The sequence below is a fragment of the Chryseobacterium panacisoli genome, from assembly GCF_008274625.1.
In the GTDB taxonomy this organism is placed as follows: domain Bacteria; phylum Bacteroidota; class Bacteroidia; order Flavobacteriales; family Weeksellaceae; genus Chryseobacterium; species Chryseobacterium panacisoli.
In genome coordinates, this window is the sequence record NZ_VTRU01000001.1 from 1,739,982 (window position 1) to 1,755,891 (window position 15,910).

Below are 15,910 nucleotides of genomic sequence, written 5' to 3' on the forward strand. Positions count from 1 at the left end.
CTATTCGTCTTTCTTAGAAGGAACCAGAAAAACATCAATAAGACCTTCAGGAAGTTCCATTTTTATGATTCTTTCTTCTCTGTCAACTTCAAGAATCCAGTTTTTGATCATAGGAATCACCACTTCTTTTCCATCCAGATTGGTAATGAAATATACCTGTGCCGTCTGATCATTTACAGATCTGATCACCCCACAGTTATTATCATTCTGATCAAAAATTTCAAATCCAATGATTTCGTGGTAATAGAATTGTTTTCCCGAAAGTTTAGGCAGTGAAGCAAGCGGAAGGTAAACATTTTTACCCAATACCTGATCTATCATAGCCTCAGAAGAGTTTTTGAGGGCAAGATTCAAAGCATCAAGTTTGCTCCATGATGATTTTTCAATAAAAAATGGAACCAATAATCCGTTGATTTCAACGAATATTGATTCCAATTTATTGTAAAGCTCGGGTTGATCGGTATCCAATTTAAGGATTACGTTACCCGCAAGTCCATGTCTGCGTGTGATTTTACCTAAAAAATAGCAATCTTCTTTACGCATAACAGGGTTTGGTCTTAAGCTTCAGTGTTTTCTTCAGTTTCAGCAGCAGGAGCTTCTCCTTCTGTAGCTTCAGCAACAACTTCTTCAGCAGGTGCGTTTGCAGCCTCTTCAGCAGCTTTAGCATCAGCTTCAGCTTGTGCAGCAGCAGCAACTCTAGCTTCGTTTACTTTTACTTCAGCTTCTAAAGCAGCTTTCTTAGCATCAGCTTTAGCAGTTGCTAAACCTTCTACTTTACCTTGTACTTTAGAATCTTTAGCTTCTACCCAAGCATTGAATCTTTTTTCAGCTTCAGCTTCGTCAAAAGCACCTTTAGCTACACCACCTTGTAAGTGTTTTTTGTAAAGAGCACCTTTGTAAGATAGGATAGCTCTAGCAGTATCAGTAGGCTGAGCACCGTTGTTTAACCACTGTACAGCAGAATCAACGTTCAATTCGATAGTTGCCGGGTTAGTAATTGGGTTGTAAGTTCCTAGTTTTTCGATGAATCTACCATCTCTTCTAGCTCTAGAATCTGCAACCACGATGTGGAAAAAAGGTTTTCCTTTTTTACCGTGTCTTTGTAATCTGATTTTTACTGACATAATGTTTGAATTTTACGGGAACTCGTCCCAGTTAAATATTTAAGAGTGCAAAGATAGTAAAAAAGTTTGAAGTAAAAAGCTCCTGGTAAAAAGTTTTATGAATTCAAATTATTTTTTCCAAAAGCGGAAACCTGCTCTCGTTGCTCGCTTTCTTCTTTTACAAAGAAAAAGATCTCAGATAGGCCGATTGATCGGGACTATTTTAAGACAAATCCCCCATATAGAAAAGTCCCAGACACTTCTGGTTTTCTTCAATAGTAAGAGAATCTTTCAGCTCTTCTACAATTTTAGGAGAGCTCCAATAGCATCCGATATTATTCGCAGTACAGGTAAGATACATATTCTGAACCGCCATTGAAACAGCGGCTATTTCTTCCCATTCAGGAACCATTCCGCTGAAGTTGACCACAATGGAAACTACTGCATCCGCTTTATTAATTTTAAAACCGATATCATGGTATTTCTTCTCCAAAAAAGTCTGTTCAGGTTGTGTAGCTTTATAGATAGACTGCATTTCTGAAGCCAGTTTTGCTTTTTCTTCCCCTTTGAAGATCTTGAAACGCCAAGGCTTTGTTCTTTTATGATTCGGAGCCAGTGTTGCTGAATGTAAAATTTCATCAATGACTTCCTGAGATATTTCTGTATCAGTATAATCTTTTGGGAAAATACTTCTTCTTTGCTCTATGATTTCTTTTAAAATGGATGCTTTATTCATATAACAAAATTACGAAAAAGATGGAAGCAGGAAGCGGAATGAAGGAAGTTTAATGTTTGGCCGGGTGATAAATGCCGGAAGTTTGTCAAAATTACTTTTTACGTTTACAAAACTTCTATAACCTTCTGATGAATTTTGTTCAAAGTAAACTCATCGCCAGCTTTCATGCCCATCATTTTTTTGGCCATGGGGCTTTCCGGAGAGATGGCATAAAACCGGTCTCCTTCAAAAAAGAATTCCCCTAATGACACTGATATATAAAACCGGGCTTTGTTGGTAATCACCAGCGAGCCAAGCTGTACTTTTCCTGTAGCTGTATTCAGAACTTTTGCCATATTTCTTTTAAGATCATTCAAAGCCCCCAGCTGTCGCTGCATCTGATAAATCTCCTCCTGCATCTCTTCTCTCATACTGTCATATTTTGGAGTTTTTTTGATGTCACGGCTGGCCTCAAGGGTAAATTCGATAAAGTTTTTAAGCTTCTCAATTTTCTCCGCGATAGTAGTTTTCACAAAGTCTCTGATCTCGCTTTTTTCAAATACAATCTTCTCCATAGAATCGATTCTTTATATAAAGATAATATTTTTAGAATAATATTTCTGCCACTTAACATAAAAAACGATTGCAAAATAGTTCATCATTTTTAAAAATATTTTCTAGCTTTGTTTTTTTAAAACTAAAACCATGTTTAAAGCACCATTTTCATTTGATGGAAGAATCAGAAGAACAGAGTATGGATTATCATATCTCATATATCTTGTATTTTCTGTTCCTTTCAATTTTTATTTTCAGACTAACGAACAGCCATCCGGGGGTGTTACTATAGTTTTCTTCCTTTTATTAATTCCATTTCTTTGGTTTCTTATTGCACAGGGAGCAAAAAGATGCCATGACAGAGGAAATTCAGGTTGGTTTCAACTAATTCCTTTGTATGGTTTATGGATGCTATTCGCAGACAGTGACCACGGACCTAATGAATATGGACCTAATCCTAAGGGTGAAGGAAACTATAACTCGATCAACGAGATCGGTAGAAAAGAATTGTAATAAAAAAGCCTTGTAAAATTTACAAGGCTTTCATTTTATTTTTCAGCAAGTTTCTTCAGATCTCCCAGACCCTGGCCAAACATTTTATCCATATTACTATCCATCATAGGTTTCATGATCTTCATCATGGTATTCAGTTCATTATCAATCATCCAGGTTACTTTTGTTCCGCTTCCTTCAGGAGTCAGCACAATATTACTTTTGGCTGTACCTTCAAAAGGTTTTATGAAATGAAGCTGGGTACCCAGTTTTTCATTAGGTATAATTTCAGTAATGGATTGCTCCCCTTCGCTGTCATCACCTTTCCAGTGATAAGAATCACCTATCTGGTCTCCAGCTCCTGAGTAAGTAACAGAGAAGTTTTTGATTTCTTTAGAAAAAGGATCCCATGTATTGTATGCTTTTAAAGAATTGGTATGCTGCCATACTTTATCTTTTGGTGCATTGATGACAATAGATTTTTCATAATGGTAATCTTTACTGAAAGCCAGCATCGCAATTACAGCATAGATAATAATCAGCACGATGATGGCACCGATGATTTTTAAGAGTGTTTTCATAGTCTATATATTTAAGGTTATTTATTTTAAATCTGTTCTCAAAATTAAATATTCCCACATCACTCCCACTTTCCATATGACAAGATTATTTAAAGATAAGTATTTTTGTCATAACTTGTGAGTAAGGCATTATTTTTGAGCGTTTCAGCTGTGATTCCTGATGAATCATTACGCTTACCTTATAAAAAAGATCAAAAAATGAATATATTAACAGAAAAATTTACCACTCCTTATCATTCGGCACCATTCAGTGATATTAAAAATGAAGACTATTTACCTGCATTTAAAGAACTGATTCAAAAATCAGAAGCAGAAGTTGATGCCATTGTCAATAATCCTGAAGCACCTACCTTCGAAAATGTAGTCGAAGCACTGGCCTATTCCGGAGAGCAGCTGGATGTGGTTTCAAATATTTTTTTCAACTTAAATTCTGCAGAGACCAGCGATGAAATTCAGCAAATCGCTCAGGAGGTTTCTCCGATCTTAACGGAATATTCTTCAAAAATATCTCAAAACGAAGCTCTTTTCAACAAAATCAAAAAAGTATATGATGAAAAGGACAAGTATAATCTTAATGAAGAACAGGAAATGCTTTTAAATGAGACCTACAAAGGTTTTGTAAGAAGCGGGGCTTTATTGAATGAGGAAGATAAAGAAATATTAAAGAAAATCAGCATGGACCTTTCTTTAAAATCTTTACAGTTTGGGCAGAATGTTCTGGCTTCTACGAATGCTTATTTCAAACACATTACCAATAAAGAAGATCTTGCGGGAATACCTGAGGCTATCATTGAACAATATGCAGAGGAAGCTAAAGAAAGAAATCTTGAAGGCTGGGTAATAACATTACAGTATCCAAGCTATATTCCGTTCATGACGTATGCTGAAAACCGCGAACTGAGAAAGGAACTGGCATTAGCAAATGGTAAAAAGTCTTTTGACGGAGGAGAATTTGATAATCAGAATCTAATCAAAGAACTTCTGAATTTAAAACAGCAGAAAGCTGAGCTTATAGGATATAAAAATTATGCAGATTTCGTTCTGGAAGAAAGAATGGCGAAATCTCCTGTAAAAGTTCTTGATTTTTTAAATGAACTTTTAGCCAAAGCAAAACCTTATGCTGACAAAGAAATTGAAGAATTAAAATCTCTGGCAAAAGCTGATGGAATTGAAGAAATGCAGGGCTATGATCACGCATTCTATGCTGAAAAACTTCGTAAAGAGAAATTTGATCTGAATGATGAGGAATTAAAACCTTACTTCCCGCTCAATCAGGTACAGGATGCTGTATTCGGGCTGGCTGGAAAACTTTTTGGATTGACTTTTGAGGAAAGAAATGATATTCCGAAATACCACGAAGATGTAAAAGTATATGAAGTAAAAGAGAACGGAATTTACAAATCTCTATTATACGTTGATTATTTCCCAAGAAAAGGGAAAAGAGCCGGTGCATGGATGACCAGCTACAAAAACCAGTATAAACAAAACGGGGAGAATTCCCGTCCGCATATTTCAATCGTTTGTAACTTCAGCAAGCCGGCAAAAGATACGCCTAGCTTACTGACATTCCAGGAAGTGACTACTTTATTCCATGAATTCGGACATGCTCTTCACGGGATGATGGCAGATACCCAATATCCTACGCTGTCAGGAACTTCTGTAAAATGGGATTTTGTGGAACTTCCATCTCAGTTTCTGGAAAACTTCTGTTATGAGCCTGAGTTCTTAAAAACTTTTGCTAAACATTATAAAACCGGAGAAGTACTTCCCGACGAGAAAATTGAAAAGATAGAACAGTCTAAAAACTTCATGGAAGGTTATCAAACCTTAAGACAGCTAGGTTTCGGACTTCTGGATATGAATTATCATACAAAAGTTGAAGAATTAGAAAATGAAAGTGTAAAGGAGTTTGAAGATAAGTATACCAAAGCAACAACGCTTTATCCTTCCAATTCTGAAACGGCAATGAGCCCAAGTTTCTCCCACATTTTCCAGGGCGGATATTCTGCCGGGTATTATTCTTACAAATGGGCTGAAGTTCTGGATGCAGATGCTTTCCAGTATTTCAAGGAAAACGGAATCTTCAATCCTGAGATTGCAGCCAAATATAAAGTCCTGCTTTCTTCAGGGGGAACAAAAGATCCAATGGAATTGTATAAAAGCTTCAGAGGCAGTGAACCGAAAGTGGAAAGCTTATTGAAAAGAGCATTTGGATAGGATATACATTCAGATTGTGACAAAAAAATAAATATAAAAAGGACAGCATTGGCTGTTCTTTTTTTTTTGACCTTAATACCTCCATGAAAATGTATAAATTAGCCAGCCTATACAAGTTCAAATTAATTGATAAAAAATTATGAGAAGATCACTGATAATAAAAGGATTTTTAATTCTCAGTTTATTTGGCACTTATGACTGTTCAAGCCCAAAAGAAACGGCAAAAGAAAATCTGCAAAATGAAGATTTGAAAAAATTCATTGGTAAAAGCCTAACTCTTACTGGCAAAACAATAAATATGAAGCTTGGTGCTCTATTGGTCACAGAAAATGGAGAGAGTATCTGGATGGACAGAATGGATAGCTGGCCAGAAGGATATTACGTGAATGAACAGAAAACTAAAACTCAGTATTAAAAAATAAAACACGACAAATAACCATACTCTAAATACTTTTTCCATGAGAAATACATTCAAAATTTTAGTCTTAACCGTTCTCTTAAGTAATTTATCTTTAGCTCAAAACAATAAAGAAATTGCCCTGCAAAAAGGTAATGAAGCCATTAAGCTAATGGACAACGGAAAGATTGAAGAGAGCATTATGCTGCTTGAGGAAAGTCAAAAATTAGATCCTGAAAATTTTAATTATCCTTACGAAATTGCGTACGCTAATTATTTAAAAAAGGATTATAAAAAGGCAATAGAAATTGCAGAGAAATTACAAAACTATAAAGAGGTAAGTGTTCAGCTTTATTCACTTTGGGGAAATTCTTATGATAATCTTAATAACCCAAAAAAAGCAATAGAAATCTATGATTCAGGAATTAAAAAATTTCCAAATAAAGGATTATTATATCTGGAAAAAGGAGTCGTTTATGAACTAGAAAAAGAGTACAATAAAGCTATTGCATCTTATCAAAAAGGAATTTCTGTAGACCCAAAATATCCATCTAATTATTACAGAATTGCAAACCTTTATCTTAATTCTGATGATAAAGTTCCTGGTTTAATTTATGGAGAAATTTTTCTCAACCTTGAAAGAACTACTGATAGATCTAGAGAAATGAGTAAAAATTTATTTGATGCTTATAAAAATTCGATAGTATTTGAAAACAGAGAGATGAAAGAACTGAATCTTTGTAAGCAAATGAGTATGACCCCAACAGACAAAAACCTTCCTTTATGTTTAATGTTTGGTAAGTGGTTTATTTATGGTTTATTACATTCAAAAGCAGAAGAATTCAATCTGGATACATTATCCAAAGTAAGACAGGGGTTCTTGAAATCATATTTCGAAAAAGACAACAAAGATTATCCAAATATACTTTTCGACTACCAGGATCTGATGTCTAAAAATAATATTTTTGATGCCTACAATCATTATTTATTTCAAATGGGGGCTGAAGATGAATTTTCAAGCTGGTTTCAAAAAAATGAAACTGAATATAATAAATTTGTAGAATGGTATACTAAGAATGAAAATAGTATCAATATAAATGAAAGAAACTTTTTCCATTTTATCAACTAAAAAGAGCTCTTACATAATATAAAGTTAATATCAATCAGGATTTTCTACAATACAAAATAATCTAAATTTCATATGAATATTCAAGAACAAATCAAAGATTATATCCACAGTCAACCTGAAAAGAAGCGCAATGATATGCTGGATCTCCACCAAATCATCCTGGAGATTATGCCGGCATGCCAGCTGTGGTTTCTGGATGGTAAAAACAGTGAAAATAAAACGGTTTCCAATCCCAATATCGGATATGGATTCTATACCATACAATATACCGACGGAAAAACCAGAGATTTCTATCAGATTGGAATGAGTGCCAACACCACCGGAATCTCTATTTATGTTCTCAACATTGATGATAAAGCCTATCTGTCTACCACCTATGGAGATAAAATAGGTAAAGCCAGTGTAACCGGATATTGCATTAAATTCAAAGCACTGAAAGATATCAACATTGAAATCCTGAAGGCTGCCATACTGGATGGGCTTAAATAATAATTTTTTTAATCGTATAAAAAAACGAACATATCTGTTCTAAGAAAGCTAAATTTGTACAGCATACAAAACAAACATCCATTCTGTAATTTTAAATAATGAGCACTATACCCCAAAGACTAGAAAACGTAAAAAAACTCCAGGCTAAAAGATGGGAAAATGAAGACCATTGGGACACTTTGAATGATCTACTAATCAAAGAACTGGATGAAATCTTACTTATTGAGCCTGAAAACACCTCGGCTTTGGTTAATATTGGTGCTGTTTATTCCGATATGGGAGAAAATGAAAAAGCGCTGGAGTATTTAAATGCGGCTTTGGAATTAGGTTCTAAAGACAAAAATCTGTTTGTAAACCTGGCTATTGTGCTTGTTTATATGGAAAAACATCAGGAAGAATATTTAGAATATCTTGAAGAAGCTGAAGATAAAACTGAAGATCCGCTTACTTTTAAAGCTTATTTTGATCCTCAATCCCGTTAAAATCAGTTCAATTAAAACTTAAAATCATGTTACTAGCCATATTACTTCCCTTCTTATCCTTCATGGTCCGCGGAAAAGTTCTCACCGGAATTGTCTGCCTGATTTTACAGATCACTCTGATCGGATGGCTGCCCGCAGCAATTTGGGCTGTTCTTTCTTTAAACAATGAAAGAGCAGATAGACGTAATGACAAGCTGATTAAAGCGATGCGAAAGAACCAAAAATAAATCGGAGAAATTACACTTACCATATTTTTTATAAACTCTGATTTGTAATTTTTTTCAAAAAAAACTTGTGAAACCGAAAAGTTGCGCATATATTTGCAACCATATGGTTTCATTTAAAAACTGCCACTTATGAGAAGAGATATTTTTCAGGCTATAGCAGATCCTACCCGCCGGGCTATTATTGCACTAATCGTAGCACAGGCAATGACCCCCAATGCGATAGCAGAACATTTTGATATTACCAGACAGGCCGTTTCAAAACATCTGAAAATCCTGACTGAGTGTGAATTGGTAACCAAAAATTATCAGGGAAGAGAAATTTATTACTTTTTAGAAATTGATAAAATGAAAGAAATAGATCATTGGCTGGAACAATTCAGAAAGATTTGGGAAAGCCGTTTCGACCAGCTAGATACTTTACTGACAACATTGAAAAGTCAGCAGAAATAAAGATTAAAATTGTTTTAACCAAAACAAACTAAAAAATATTATTATGAAAAATCATCTTCAGTTCGATTTTCTTGCAGACAAGGAGAAGAACACATTAACTATCAGACGTGAGTTTATGGCTAACCGACAAATGGTTTGGGACTGTTACACAAAGAGTGAGCTTCTTGACCGATGGTTTGCTCCTAAACCACTGACCACAAAAACAAAATCAATGGAATTTCATGAAGGCGGACACTGGCATTATGCTATGGTAGAACCCAATGGAACAGAATATTGGGGCTGGGTAAGTTATCACAAGATCAATCCAATTGATTCCTATACTTCAGGTGATGCATTCTGTAATGAAAAAGGAGAAATCAACACAGATTTACCTCAGGCAGAATGGGTGGTCACTTTTACTGATAAAAATGAAAACACCCTTGTAGAAACTATTGTCTCCTACCAATCCTTAACCGATCTGGAAACTATCATCGAGATGGGTATGGAACAGGGAATGAAGGCCACACTGGAAAAACTTGACGAATTATTACTAACACTAAATCAATAAAAATGAGCCACAAAATCACAGTTTCTGCTACCATTAACGCAGATGCAAAAAAAGTATGGAATTATTATACCAATCCTGAACACATTACCCAATGGAACTTTGCTGATCCTTCATGGCATTGTCCTTCTGCTTCCAACGATATGAAAGTAGGCGGAAAATATGCAGCAAGAATGGAAGCTAAAGACGGAAGTTTCGGTTTCGACTTTGAAGCGGTTTATGATGAAATAAAAGATGGTGAAAACTTTAAGTATACCATGCCAGACGGAAGACAGGTACAAGTTGACTTTAAAGAAAAAGAGGGTCAAACACACGTAGACGTGGCTTTCGATCCGGAAAATCAAAACCCTGAAGAAATGCAGAAAGGAGGCTGGCAGGCGATTCTTGATAATTTCAAAAAGTATGCGGAATCGAATTAAAAAATGTTTCAATCGAAAGTTAATATAAAGCTGGATGTTTTACATTCAGCTTTTACTTTTCAGTGACCGGAAACCTATGAACTCCAATATTGTTGTAAATTTACATTTCAAACTCTGAAGTCCCTGGTGTGATATCAGAAAGAGACATTAATTAAAGAACCCTCAATTTCTTTATGCTATGAAAGAAAATAAATACGACAATCCGTCATTTTTTGACCAGTACGAAAAAATGCTCCGTTCTCAGATAGGATTGGAGGGAGCCGGAGAATGGCACACCTTGAAAAATATGCTGCCCGATTTTCAGGGAAAAAATATTCTTGACCTCGGCTGTGGTTTTGGATGGCATTGCCGTTATGCCATGGAAAATGGTGCACAATCTGTAATCGGAATTGATCTTTCGGAAAGAATGCTGGCAAAAGCTCAGGAAATCAATAACATGGAAGGAATTCAATATGAAAGGAAAGCTTTGGAAGATATTGACTATCCTGCTGAAAAATTTGATATCATTTTGAGTTCACTCACGTTACATTATGTAGCATCATTCGATACTATTACTCAGCATATTTACAAGTGGCTGAGTCCCGGAGGAACTTTTGTATTTTCAGTGGAACATCCTGTTTTCACTGCTGAAGGTGGTCAGGACTGGATATATGATAAAAACGGTGAAAAAACCTGTTGGCCCGTAGACCGTTATTTTATAGAAGGAAAAAGGAATACCACTTTTCTAGGAGAAAATGTGATCAAATACCATCGTACTTTAACTTCTTATTTAAATACTTTATTAAAACACGGTTTTAAAATCAAAGAGGTTATTGAACCGGAACCAGGTCAAGAAATGCTGAAAGAAATTCCGGAGATGAAAGAAGAACTCCGCAGGCCGATGATGCTGTTAATCTCTGCTGAAAAATAATTTTTGACCTGTCATACAGAGAATTTCCCCTGCATTGAATTACCTGATTATTAGAAAGATTCGTAAGTGATTAAAATGTATATTTGCTTCATTGTCAATCAAAAAACATGAAGCCTTTCACTTTTTTTTTCATTTTTATTTTTTCAATGCATTGTCCTGCTCAACAATATGGGAAGGAACTGGATCAATATTTCACGGCACTTACAGATCTGAAAAATTTCAATGGGAATGTAAAGATTGCTAAAAATAACATCCTTCTTCTCGATAAAACCTATACTATTCAGGACGCAGACAAAGCTTTACAAGTCAATAAAAACAGTAAATTCATTATTGCCTCTGTTTCAAAGATTTTTGTAAAATATGGAATTTTAAAACTGGCTGAACAGGGAAAACTGAAGTTATCCGATCCCCTTAATAAATACATCAAAGATTTTCCCAATGGTGAAAAAATTACTATTGAACACCTTCTGTCTCATCAGTCCGGGCTTCCAAGGGAAATCAAAGAGTATGAAAAATATGACCATCTCAGTCTTGAAAAAATTATAGAACTGGCACGAGAGGAATCCCTGCAGTTCGAGCCAGGAACCCAGACATTATATTCAAATGTCGGATACTTTATCCTGCACTATGTCATTGATAAACTATCTGATAAAGGATACTGGAATTTCATCCAAACAGAAATCATCAAAAAATATAAATTAAAGAATACAGGGGAGTTTAATACTGCTCAAACACTATCTGATTTCGCCTATGGATTTTCGGGTGAAAATGGTAGGATAACCCCTGTTTCCCATACCAATATCAATCGGTTTGAAACCGGAAATTATTTTTCGACCACCGACGATTTGTACAGCTTCAGCCAGCAGCTTATTTCCGGAAAGAACCTCAGAAAAGACCTTGTCCTGAAAATGTTCGGAAAAAACAGCCAATTGATACAGGCTGGTGGCAGACCCGGCTACAGAGCGTATTATTATCAGGACCTGAAATCAGGAATCACATTTATTTTCACTTCCAATTTTACCGATATTCCTTTTCAAAAAGTGACTGAAGATATTATTCATCTTTTGAATGGCCAATCTTATACAATTCCTCAGAAGATTAACAAAAAAGCAATTGAAGTTCCTGATGAAATTCTTAAGCAATACACTGGAAAGTTTGCTCTTGAAGCGGACCAATCGCAAATTTTCAGCATTATCTTAGAAGGTCATTTTTTGTATATACTCGACAAAGACGGCGAAAAGACCAAAATCTATCCTGAATCAGCAACTTCTTTTTTTGATAATCCTAAATCTGAAGACGGTTATCAGTTTTTAAAGGGCAGCGATCAGCAATATCATCTGATCATCATTTCAACCGGTGTTAAATTAAATACCAAAAGAATACAATAATCAAACACAAATCAATTTAAAAAATTAAAAAAACAAATTACTATATTGCATAACATAGTAATAAAAATATATCATATCTTTGTATAACAAATTACATACCTATGATTATTAAAAAATTGATAACCTCTCTTGTTTTACTTCCATTTTTAGCTTCTACAATGGGTGCTCAGACAAAAAGATACGAAAAGAAAATTGACAGCATTATCCAGGCAGAATTCGGAAATAGAGCTGAACCTGGCGGTGTTTTCCTGATTACTCAAAATGGAAAAAATCTGTATCGGAAAGCATTTGGAAAAGCCAATCTTGAACTCAACGTCAATATGGTTCCGGAGAATGTATTCCAGGTCGGATCTATGACAAAACAGTTTACCGCTGTGGCTATTCTGATGCTGGAACAGGAAGGAAAGCTCAATGTCAACGATCCCATTTCAAAATATATCAAAGATTATCCTAACGGAGATAAGATTACCATTCATCACCTTCTGACCCACACATCGGGAATTAAAGATTTCACCAAAATGAAATCTCTTTCTTCTATTGCCCAAAAAGAGATGAAGCCTCAAGAAATGGTTGATTTTTTCAAAAATGAACCTGTAGATTTCGCTCCGGGAGAAAAGTTTGATTACAACAATTCCGGATACGTAGTTTTAGGTTATATCATTGAACTTGTTTCCGGAGCTTCTTATGAAGATTTTATCACGAAAAATATTTTCGATAAAGCAGGAATGTCTCATTCTTACTATGCTTCGGATAGAAAAGTGATTCCTCAAAGAGCTTATGGCTATCACAAAAAAGAACAGGGATTTGTAAATAAAACGGTTATCAGTTTCAGTGTTCCTTTTTCTTCCGGATCATTGATGTCTACTGTAGATGACATGCTGAAATGGCAGCAGGCTTTACTTAAGAATACTCTCCTGAATCCAGCAGAAACCCAAAAAGCGTTTCAAAAATATAAACTGAATAATGGGGAAGAATTTACCTACGGATATGGATGGCATCTGAAAGATATCAATGGAATCCCTGACCGGGAACATGGTGGAAGTGTATTTGGATTTAAAAGCATGGGGGTCTATATTCCCGGTGAAGATATTTATGTGATAGGATTCAGCAACTGTGACTGCCACTCCCCTACTGAGGTTACCAGAAATATCGCGAAAGCAACATTGAGCGAAATAAAAACCTCATCAAAAAAGCCTTAAAAGGTAATCTGATTATTTTTCACGTTTCATTTCAGGGAGAACATCATTGGGAACTCTAACAACAGAAACAATCACAAAAATCAGACAGAGAATGTTGATTAGTACGGCAATTGAGAACGCATTGTGATAATTTTGTACTGCAGGTTTTGTTCCCAGAAAATAGTAGAAAATACTTCCTACTGCAACAATTCCAATAATGGCAGCAATCTGCTGGAAGGTGTTATAAACCCCGGATGCATTTCCAATAAGTTTTTCAGGCATTCCAGACAAGGCAATATTGGCCAGCGAAGGAATAATTGACCCCACTCCCAGCCCATGTAAAAATAACAGCAGCCATAAAACGGGAAAACCGGTCTGTATTCTGAATAAAAACAGCTGCAGAATAAGAATCACAATAATAAAACTGAGCCCTGCAATCAGGGCCTTTTTTCCATATCTCAAAATCAATTTTACAGAAACCGCGGATGCCAGCACAAACCCAAGTCCCTGAAAAACAATAATTTCTCCGGCTTCTAACGGACTGATCTTTAGTCCGTCCTGAAAAAAAAGTGACAGAATATAAAAGTAGGAATCCAGCATAATGAAAAAGAAGGAAACTGCCACAATACCCAGATTGAAATTTTTAAAACGGAACAGTTCAAAATCAATCAGATAAGAACGTTCATTTTGTATTCTCTTCTTCTGATTTTTTATAAAACTGAAAATAATTCCGGCTGAAATGACCACCAGCGAGGCGTTTTTAAAATAAAATCCTTCATGCTCAGACATTGTCAGGGCATAGGCAGCACAAAACAATCCTGCAGAAAGTGTTACAACCCCGCCCATATTGAGAGATTGCTTTACTGAAATTTTAGATTCATTCAATAATTTCAGACTCAGGAAAACTGCGGGCAGGCATATAGGAATATTCATCAGAAAAATAAGTCTCCAGGACTCTTCCATAATCGTAAGAGATGAAAAGTATCCTCCGAGAAACTGACCTAGAATGGTTCCTATTCCAATAGTGATCCCGTACCATCCCATTGCTTTTGTCCGTTCATGGTGAACAGGAAATAAAATCTGAATCATAGAAAGGACCTGCGGAGCCATCATTGCAGCACTTATCCCCTGCATAAATCTAAAAATAACAAGTTGTTCTGCTCCTGCAGAAATTCCGCAAGCAACAGAACTCACCATAAAAGCTATTAATCCGATGATATAAATTTTTTTTCTTCCATACAGATCTCCCAGCCGGCCTCCTGTAATCAGAAAAGAAGCAAACCCAATGAGATAAGCTGCAATCATAAACTGCATATCTCCGCTGGAAGCATGAAGATCACGCTGTACTGAAGGTATAGACACATTAATGATAAAAATATCCATGATCGTCAACAGCTGACCAAAGAGTATAACCAATAATTTCAAATACTTATATTTCATATTTATATAGATATATCTATTTTTTAATATTTAAAAAAATTTAGGGTAGTAAACCCTGAACAATTTTTTTCACCTGATCAAAAGAATCATTTTGTTTGTTGATAGTGGAAGTCACAACCGCCCCTTCTATTAACAGGAAAATATTTTCTGCTATTAAATCGGTATCGGCAGGTTGCCCCTGCGCTCCATACTCTGTTACAAGTGTTTTTATCAGATCTTTTTGTTTTTCTTTATGCAGTTTGGCAAAACCGGAGACAGAAGGGTTTCCTTCTCCTGTTTCGGAAACTATTTTTATAAAATGACATCCTGCAAATTTTGAGGTCTTCTGCAGCTTCTTCCTGTAATCAATGAGTGCCAGAAGTTTTTCTTTTGGGTCAGAAATTTTGGATGTACTGTTTTCAAACCCTTCAAACCATTCCAATTCTTCTTTGATGAGATATGCCTGAAGAAGATCATTTTTAGATGAAAAGTGGTTGTATAGTGAGCCAATAGCAATATCAGCTTCTGCAATAATCTGGTTAATTCCTGTAGAATTGTACCCCTGCTTATAAAACAAATCTGAAGCGACCCTGATAATTCTCTCGCGTACTTTTTCTTTTTTCATCGTGAAATTTTTTACAAATCTAAACAAAAAATAGATAAGTCTATCTATTTTTAAAATACAGATAAAAACTTTATTTTAGATAAAGAAATTTCCACTGTCATGAAATCAAGGTCTCCGTTTTTCCTATTCCTATTGCTAATAGCAGTATCTTGCAGTCAGTCACAAAAAAATAACGCTGTAAAAAATATGAAACCGACCAATCCTGTTGTATATTTTGAAATTCCTGTATATGATCTTGGACGTGCTGAAAAGTTTTATTCTTCTGTTTTCAACTTTACCTTTGAGAAAGAAATTATCGACAGTTATGAGATGGCTTTGTTTCCTTTTGAAGAAAAAAACAGTGGCATTACAGGTGCTTTAGCTAAAGGAGATGTCTACAAACCTTCCAGAAGCGGTGTCATTATTTATTTTAAAACAGAGAGTATTGATCATACCCTGGAGAAGGCCGTAGAACATGGAGGTTCTGTTCTTTATCCTAAGAAAACAGATGAAAAGTATGGTTTTGCTGTAGCAGAATTTGAAGACTCAGAAGGAAACAGAATTGCACTGCATGAAACGATAAAATAGGTATACCATTCGATACATATTAT

The 15,910-nt window shown here is 35.4% G+C and carries 21 protein-coding genes; 14 read left to right on the top strand and 7 right to left on the bottom strand.

The genetic code is table 11. The features are described 5' to 3' along the window. The 4 genes from rimM to FW781_RS07780 all read right to left on the bottom strand — a co-directional run bounded on the left by rimM (window position 1) and on the right by FW781_RS07780 (window position 2,393). Window positions 1-543, bottom strand: coding sequence for a ribosome maturation factor RimM (gene rimM, locus FW781_RS07765; RefSeq protein ID WP_149386886.1), 543 nt, complete (start codon window positions 541-543; stop codon window positions 1-3). Window positions 544-557: 14 nt separating this feature from the next. Next, on the bottom strand, window positions 558-1,124 hold the full coding sequence (locus FW781_RS07770; protein ID WP_034698991.1) for a 30S ribosomal protein S16: 567 nt from the start codon (window positions 1,122-1,124) through the stop codon (window positions 558-560). Between the two features lie 202 nt (window positions 1,125-1,326). After that, window positions 1,327-1,839: a nitroreductase family protein gene (locus tag FW781_RS07775; protein WP_149386887.1), complete on the bottom strand. Its 513-nt coding sequence runs from the start codon at window positions 1,837-1,839 to the stop codon at window positions 1,327-1,329. Window positions 1,840-1,943: 104 nt separating this feature from the next. After that, window positions 1,944-2,393 (bottom strand): hypothetical protein, encoded by a 450-nt coding sequence (locus tag FW781_RS07780; protein WP_149386888.1) that lies wholly within the window; start codon window positions 2,391-2,393, stop codon window positions 1,944-1,946. 130 nt (window positions 2,394-2,523) lie between these two features. Here FW781_RS07780 and FW781_RS07785 point away from each other — a divergent pair, with 130 nt between their 5' ends. Further along, entirely contained in the window at window positions 2,524-2,886 is a 363-nt protein-coding gene (locus tag FW781_RS07785) for a DUF805 domain-containing protein (protein ID WP_149386889.1), read from the top strand. 35 nt (window positions 2,887-2,921) lie between these two features. On the opposite strand, the gene FW781_RS07790 is transcribed toward FW781_RS07785, so the two are convergent. Beyond that, complete coding sequence (locus FW781_RS07790; RefSeq protein WP_149386890.1) at window positions 2,922-3,446, bottom strand: SRPBCC family protein; 525 nt, start codon at window positions 3,444-3,446, stop codon at window positions 2,922-2,924. A gap of 198 nt (window positions 3,447-3,644) precedes the next feature. On the opposite strand from FW781_RS07790, the gene FW781_RS07795 reads away from it, so the two are divergent. From FW781_RS07795 to FW781_RS07850, 12 genes are all read left to right on the top strand, one after another. Beyond that, window positions 3,645-5,663 carry a M3 family metallopeptidase gene (locus FW781_RS07795; protein WP_149386891.1) on the top strand — a complete coding sequence of 673 codons (2,019 nt, stop codon included), beginning with the start codon at window positions 3,645-3,647 and terminating at the stop codon, window positions 5,661-5,663. A gap of 139 nt (window positions 5,664-5,802) precedes the next feature. Beyond that, window positions 5,803-6,078 (top strand): hypothetical protein, encoded by a 276-nt coding sequence (locus tag FW781_RS07800; RefSeq protein ID WP_149386892.1) that lies wholly within the window; start codon window positions 5,803-5,805, stop codon window positions 6,076-6,078. Window positions 6,079-6,121: 43 nt separating this feature from the next. Next, complete coding sequence (locus FW781_RS07805) at window positions 6,122-7,189, top strand: tetratricopeptide repeat protein (protein WP_149386893.1); 1,068 nt, start codon at window positions 6,122-6,124, stop codon at window positions 7,187-7,189. A 72-nt stretch (window positions 7,190-7,261) separates the two neighbouring features. Further along, window positions 7,262-7,678: a DUF1801 domain-containing protein gene (locus FW781_RS07810; RefSeq protein WP_149386894.1), complete on the top strand. Its 417-nt coding sequence runs from the start codon at window positions 7,262-7,264 to the stop codon at window positions 7,676-7,678. Between the two features lie 98 nt (window positions 7,679-7,776). Beyond that, a complete protein-coding gene (locus tag FW781_RS07815; protein WP_149386895.1) occupies window positions 7,777-8,160 on the top strand; it encodes a tetratricopeptide repeat protein in 384 nt (127 codons plus the stop codon). A gap of 23 nt (window positions 8,161-8,183) precedes the next feature. Further along, window positions 8,184-8,387, top strand: a complete 204-nt coding sequence (locus FW781_RS07820) for a YqaE/Pmp3 family membrane protein (RefSeq protein ID WP_149386896.1) — start codon at window positions 8,184-8,186, stop codon at window positions 8,385-8,387. A gap of 129 nt (window positions 8,388-8,516) precedes the next feature. Beyond that, complete coding sequence (locus tag FW781_RS07825; protein WP_149386897.1) at window positions 8,517-8,837, top strand: ArsR/SmtB family transcription factor; 321 nt, start codon at window positions 8,517-8,519, stop codon at window positions 8,835-8,837. Between the two features lie 43 nt (window positions 8,838-8,880). Continuing rightward, entirely contained in the window at window positions 8,881-9,384 is a 504-nt protein-coding gene (locus FW781_RS07830; protein WP_149386898.1) for an SRPBCC family protein, read from the top strand. A gap of 2 nt (window positions 9,385-9,386) precedes the next feature. Beyond that, on the top strand, window positions 9,387-9,800 hold the full coding sequence (locus FW781_RS07835) for an SRPBCC family protein (protein ID WP_149386899.1): 414 nt from the start codon (window positions 9,387-9,389) through the stop codon (window positions 9,798-9,800). 178 nt (window positions 9,801-9,978) lie between these two features. After that, window positions 9,979-10,710 carry a class I SAM-dependent methyltransferase gene (locus FW781_RS07840; RefSeq protein WP_149386900.1) on the top strand — a complete coding sequence of 244 codons (732 nt, stop codon included), beginning with the start codon at window positions 9,979-9,981 and terminating at the stop codon, window positions 10,708-10,710. Between the two features lie 146 nt (window positions 10,711-10,856). Continuing rightward, window positions 10,857-12,098, top strand: coding sequence for a serine hydrolase domain-containing protein (locus FW781_RS07845; protein ID WP_172625682.1), 1,242 nt, complete (start codon window positions 10,857-10,859; stop codon window positions 12,096-12,098). A 101-nt stretch (window positions 12,099-12,199) separates the two neighbouring features. Further along, window positions 12,200-13,297 (top strand): serine hydrolase domain-containing protein, encoded by a 1,098-nt coding sequence (locus tag FW781_RS07850; protein WP_149386902.1) that lies wholly within the window; start codon window positions 12,200-12,202, stop codon window positions 13,295-13,297. Window positions 13,298-13,309: 12 nt separating this feature from the next. Here FW781_RS07850 and FW781_RS07855 read toward each other — a convergent pair whose 3' ends face one another. Beyond that, on the bottom strand, window positions 13,310-14,716 hold the full coding sequence (locus tag FW781_RS07855) for an MFS transporter (RefSeq protein WP_149386903.1): 1,407 nt from the start codon (window positions 14,714-14,716) through the stop codon (window positions 13,310-13,312). A gap of 40 nt (window positions 14,717-14,756) precedes the next feature. Then, window positions 14,757-15,320: a TetR/AcrR family transcriptional regulator gene (locus tag FW781_RS07860; protein WP_149386904.1), complete on the bottom strand. Its 564-nt coding sequence runs from the start codon at window positions 15,318-15,320 to the stop codon at window positions 14,757-14,759. Window positions 15,321-15,506: 186 nt separating this feature from the next. Between FW781_RS07860 and FW781_RS07865 the strand changes: the two genes are divergently transcribed. After that, window positions 15,507-15,887 (top strand): VOC family protein, encoded by a 381-nt coding sequence (locus FW781_RS07865; protein ID WP_149386905.1) that lies wholly within the window; start codon window positions 15,507-15,509, stop codon window positions 15,885-15,887. The last annotated feature ends 23 nt before the right edge of the window (window positions 15,888-15,910 follow it).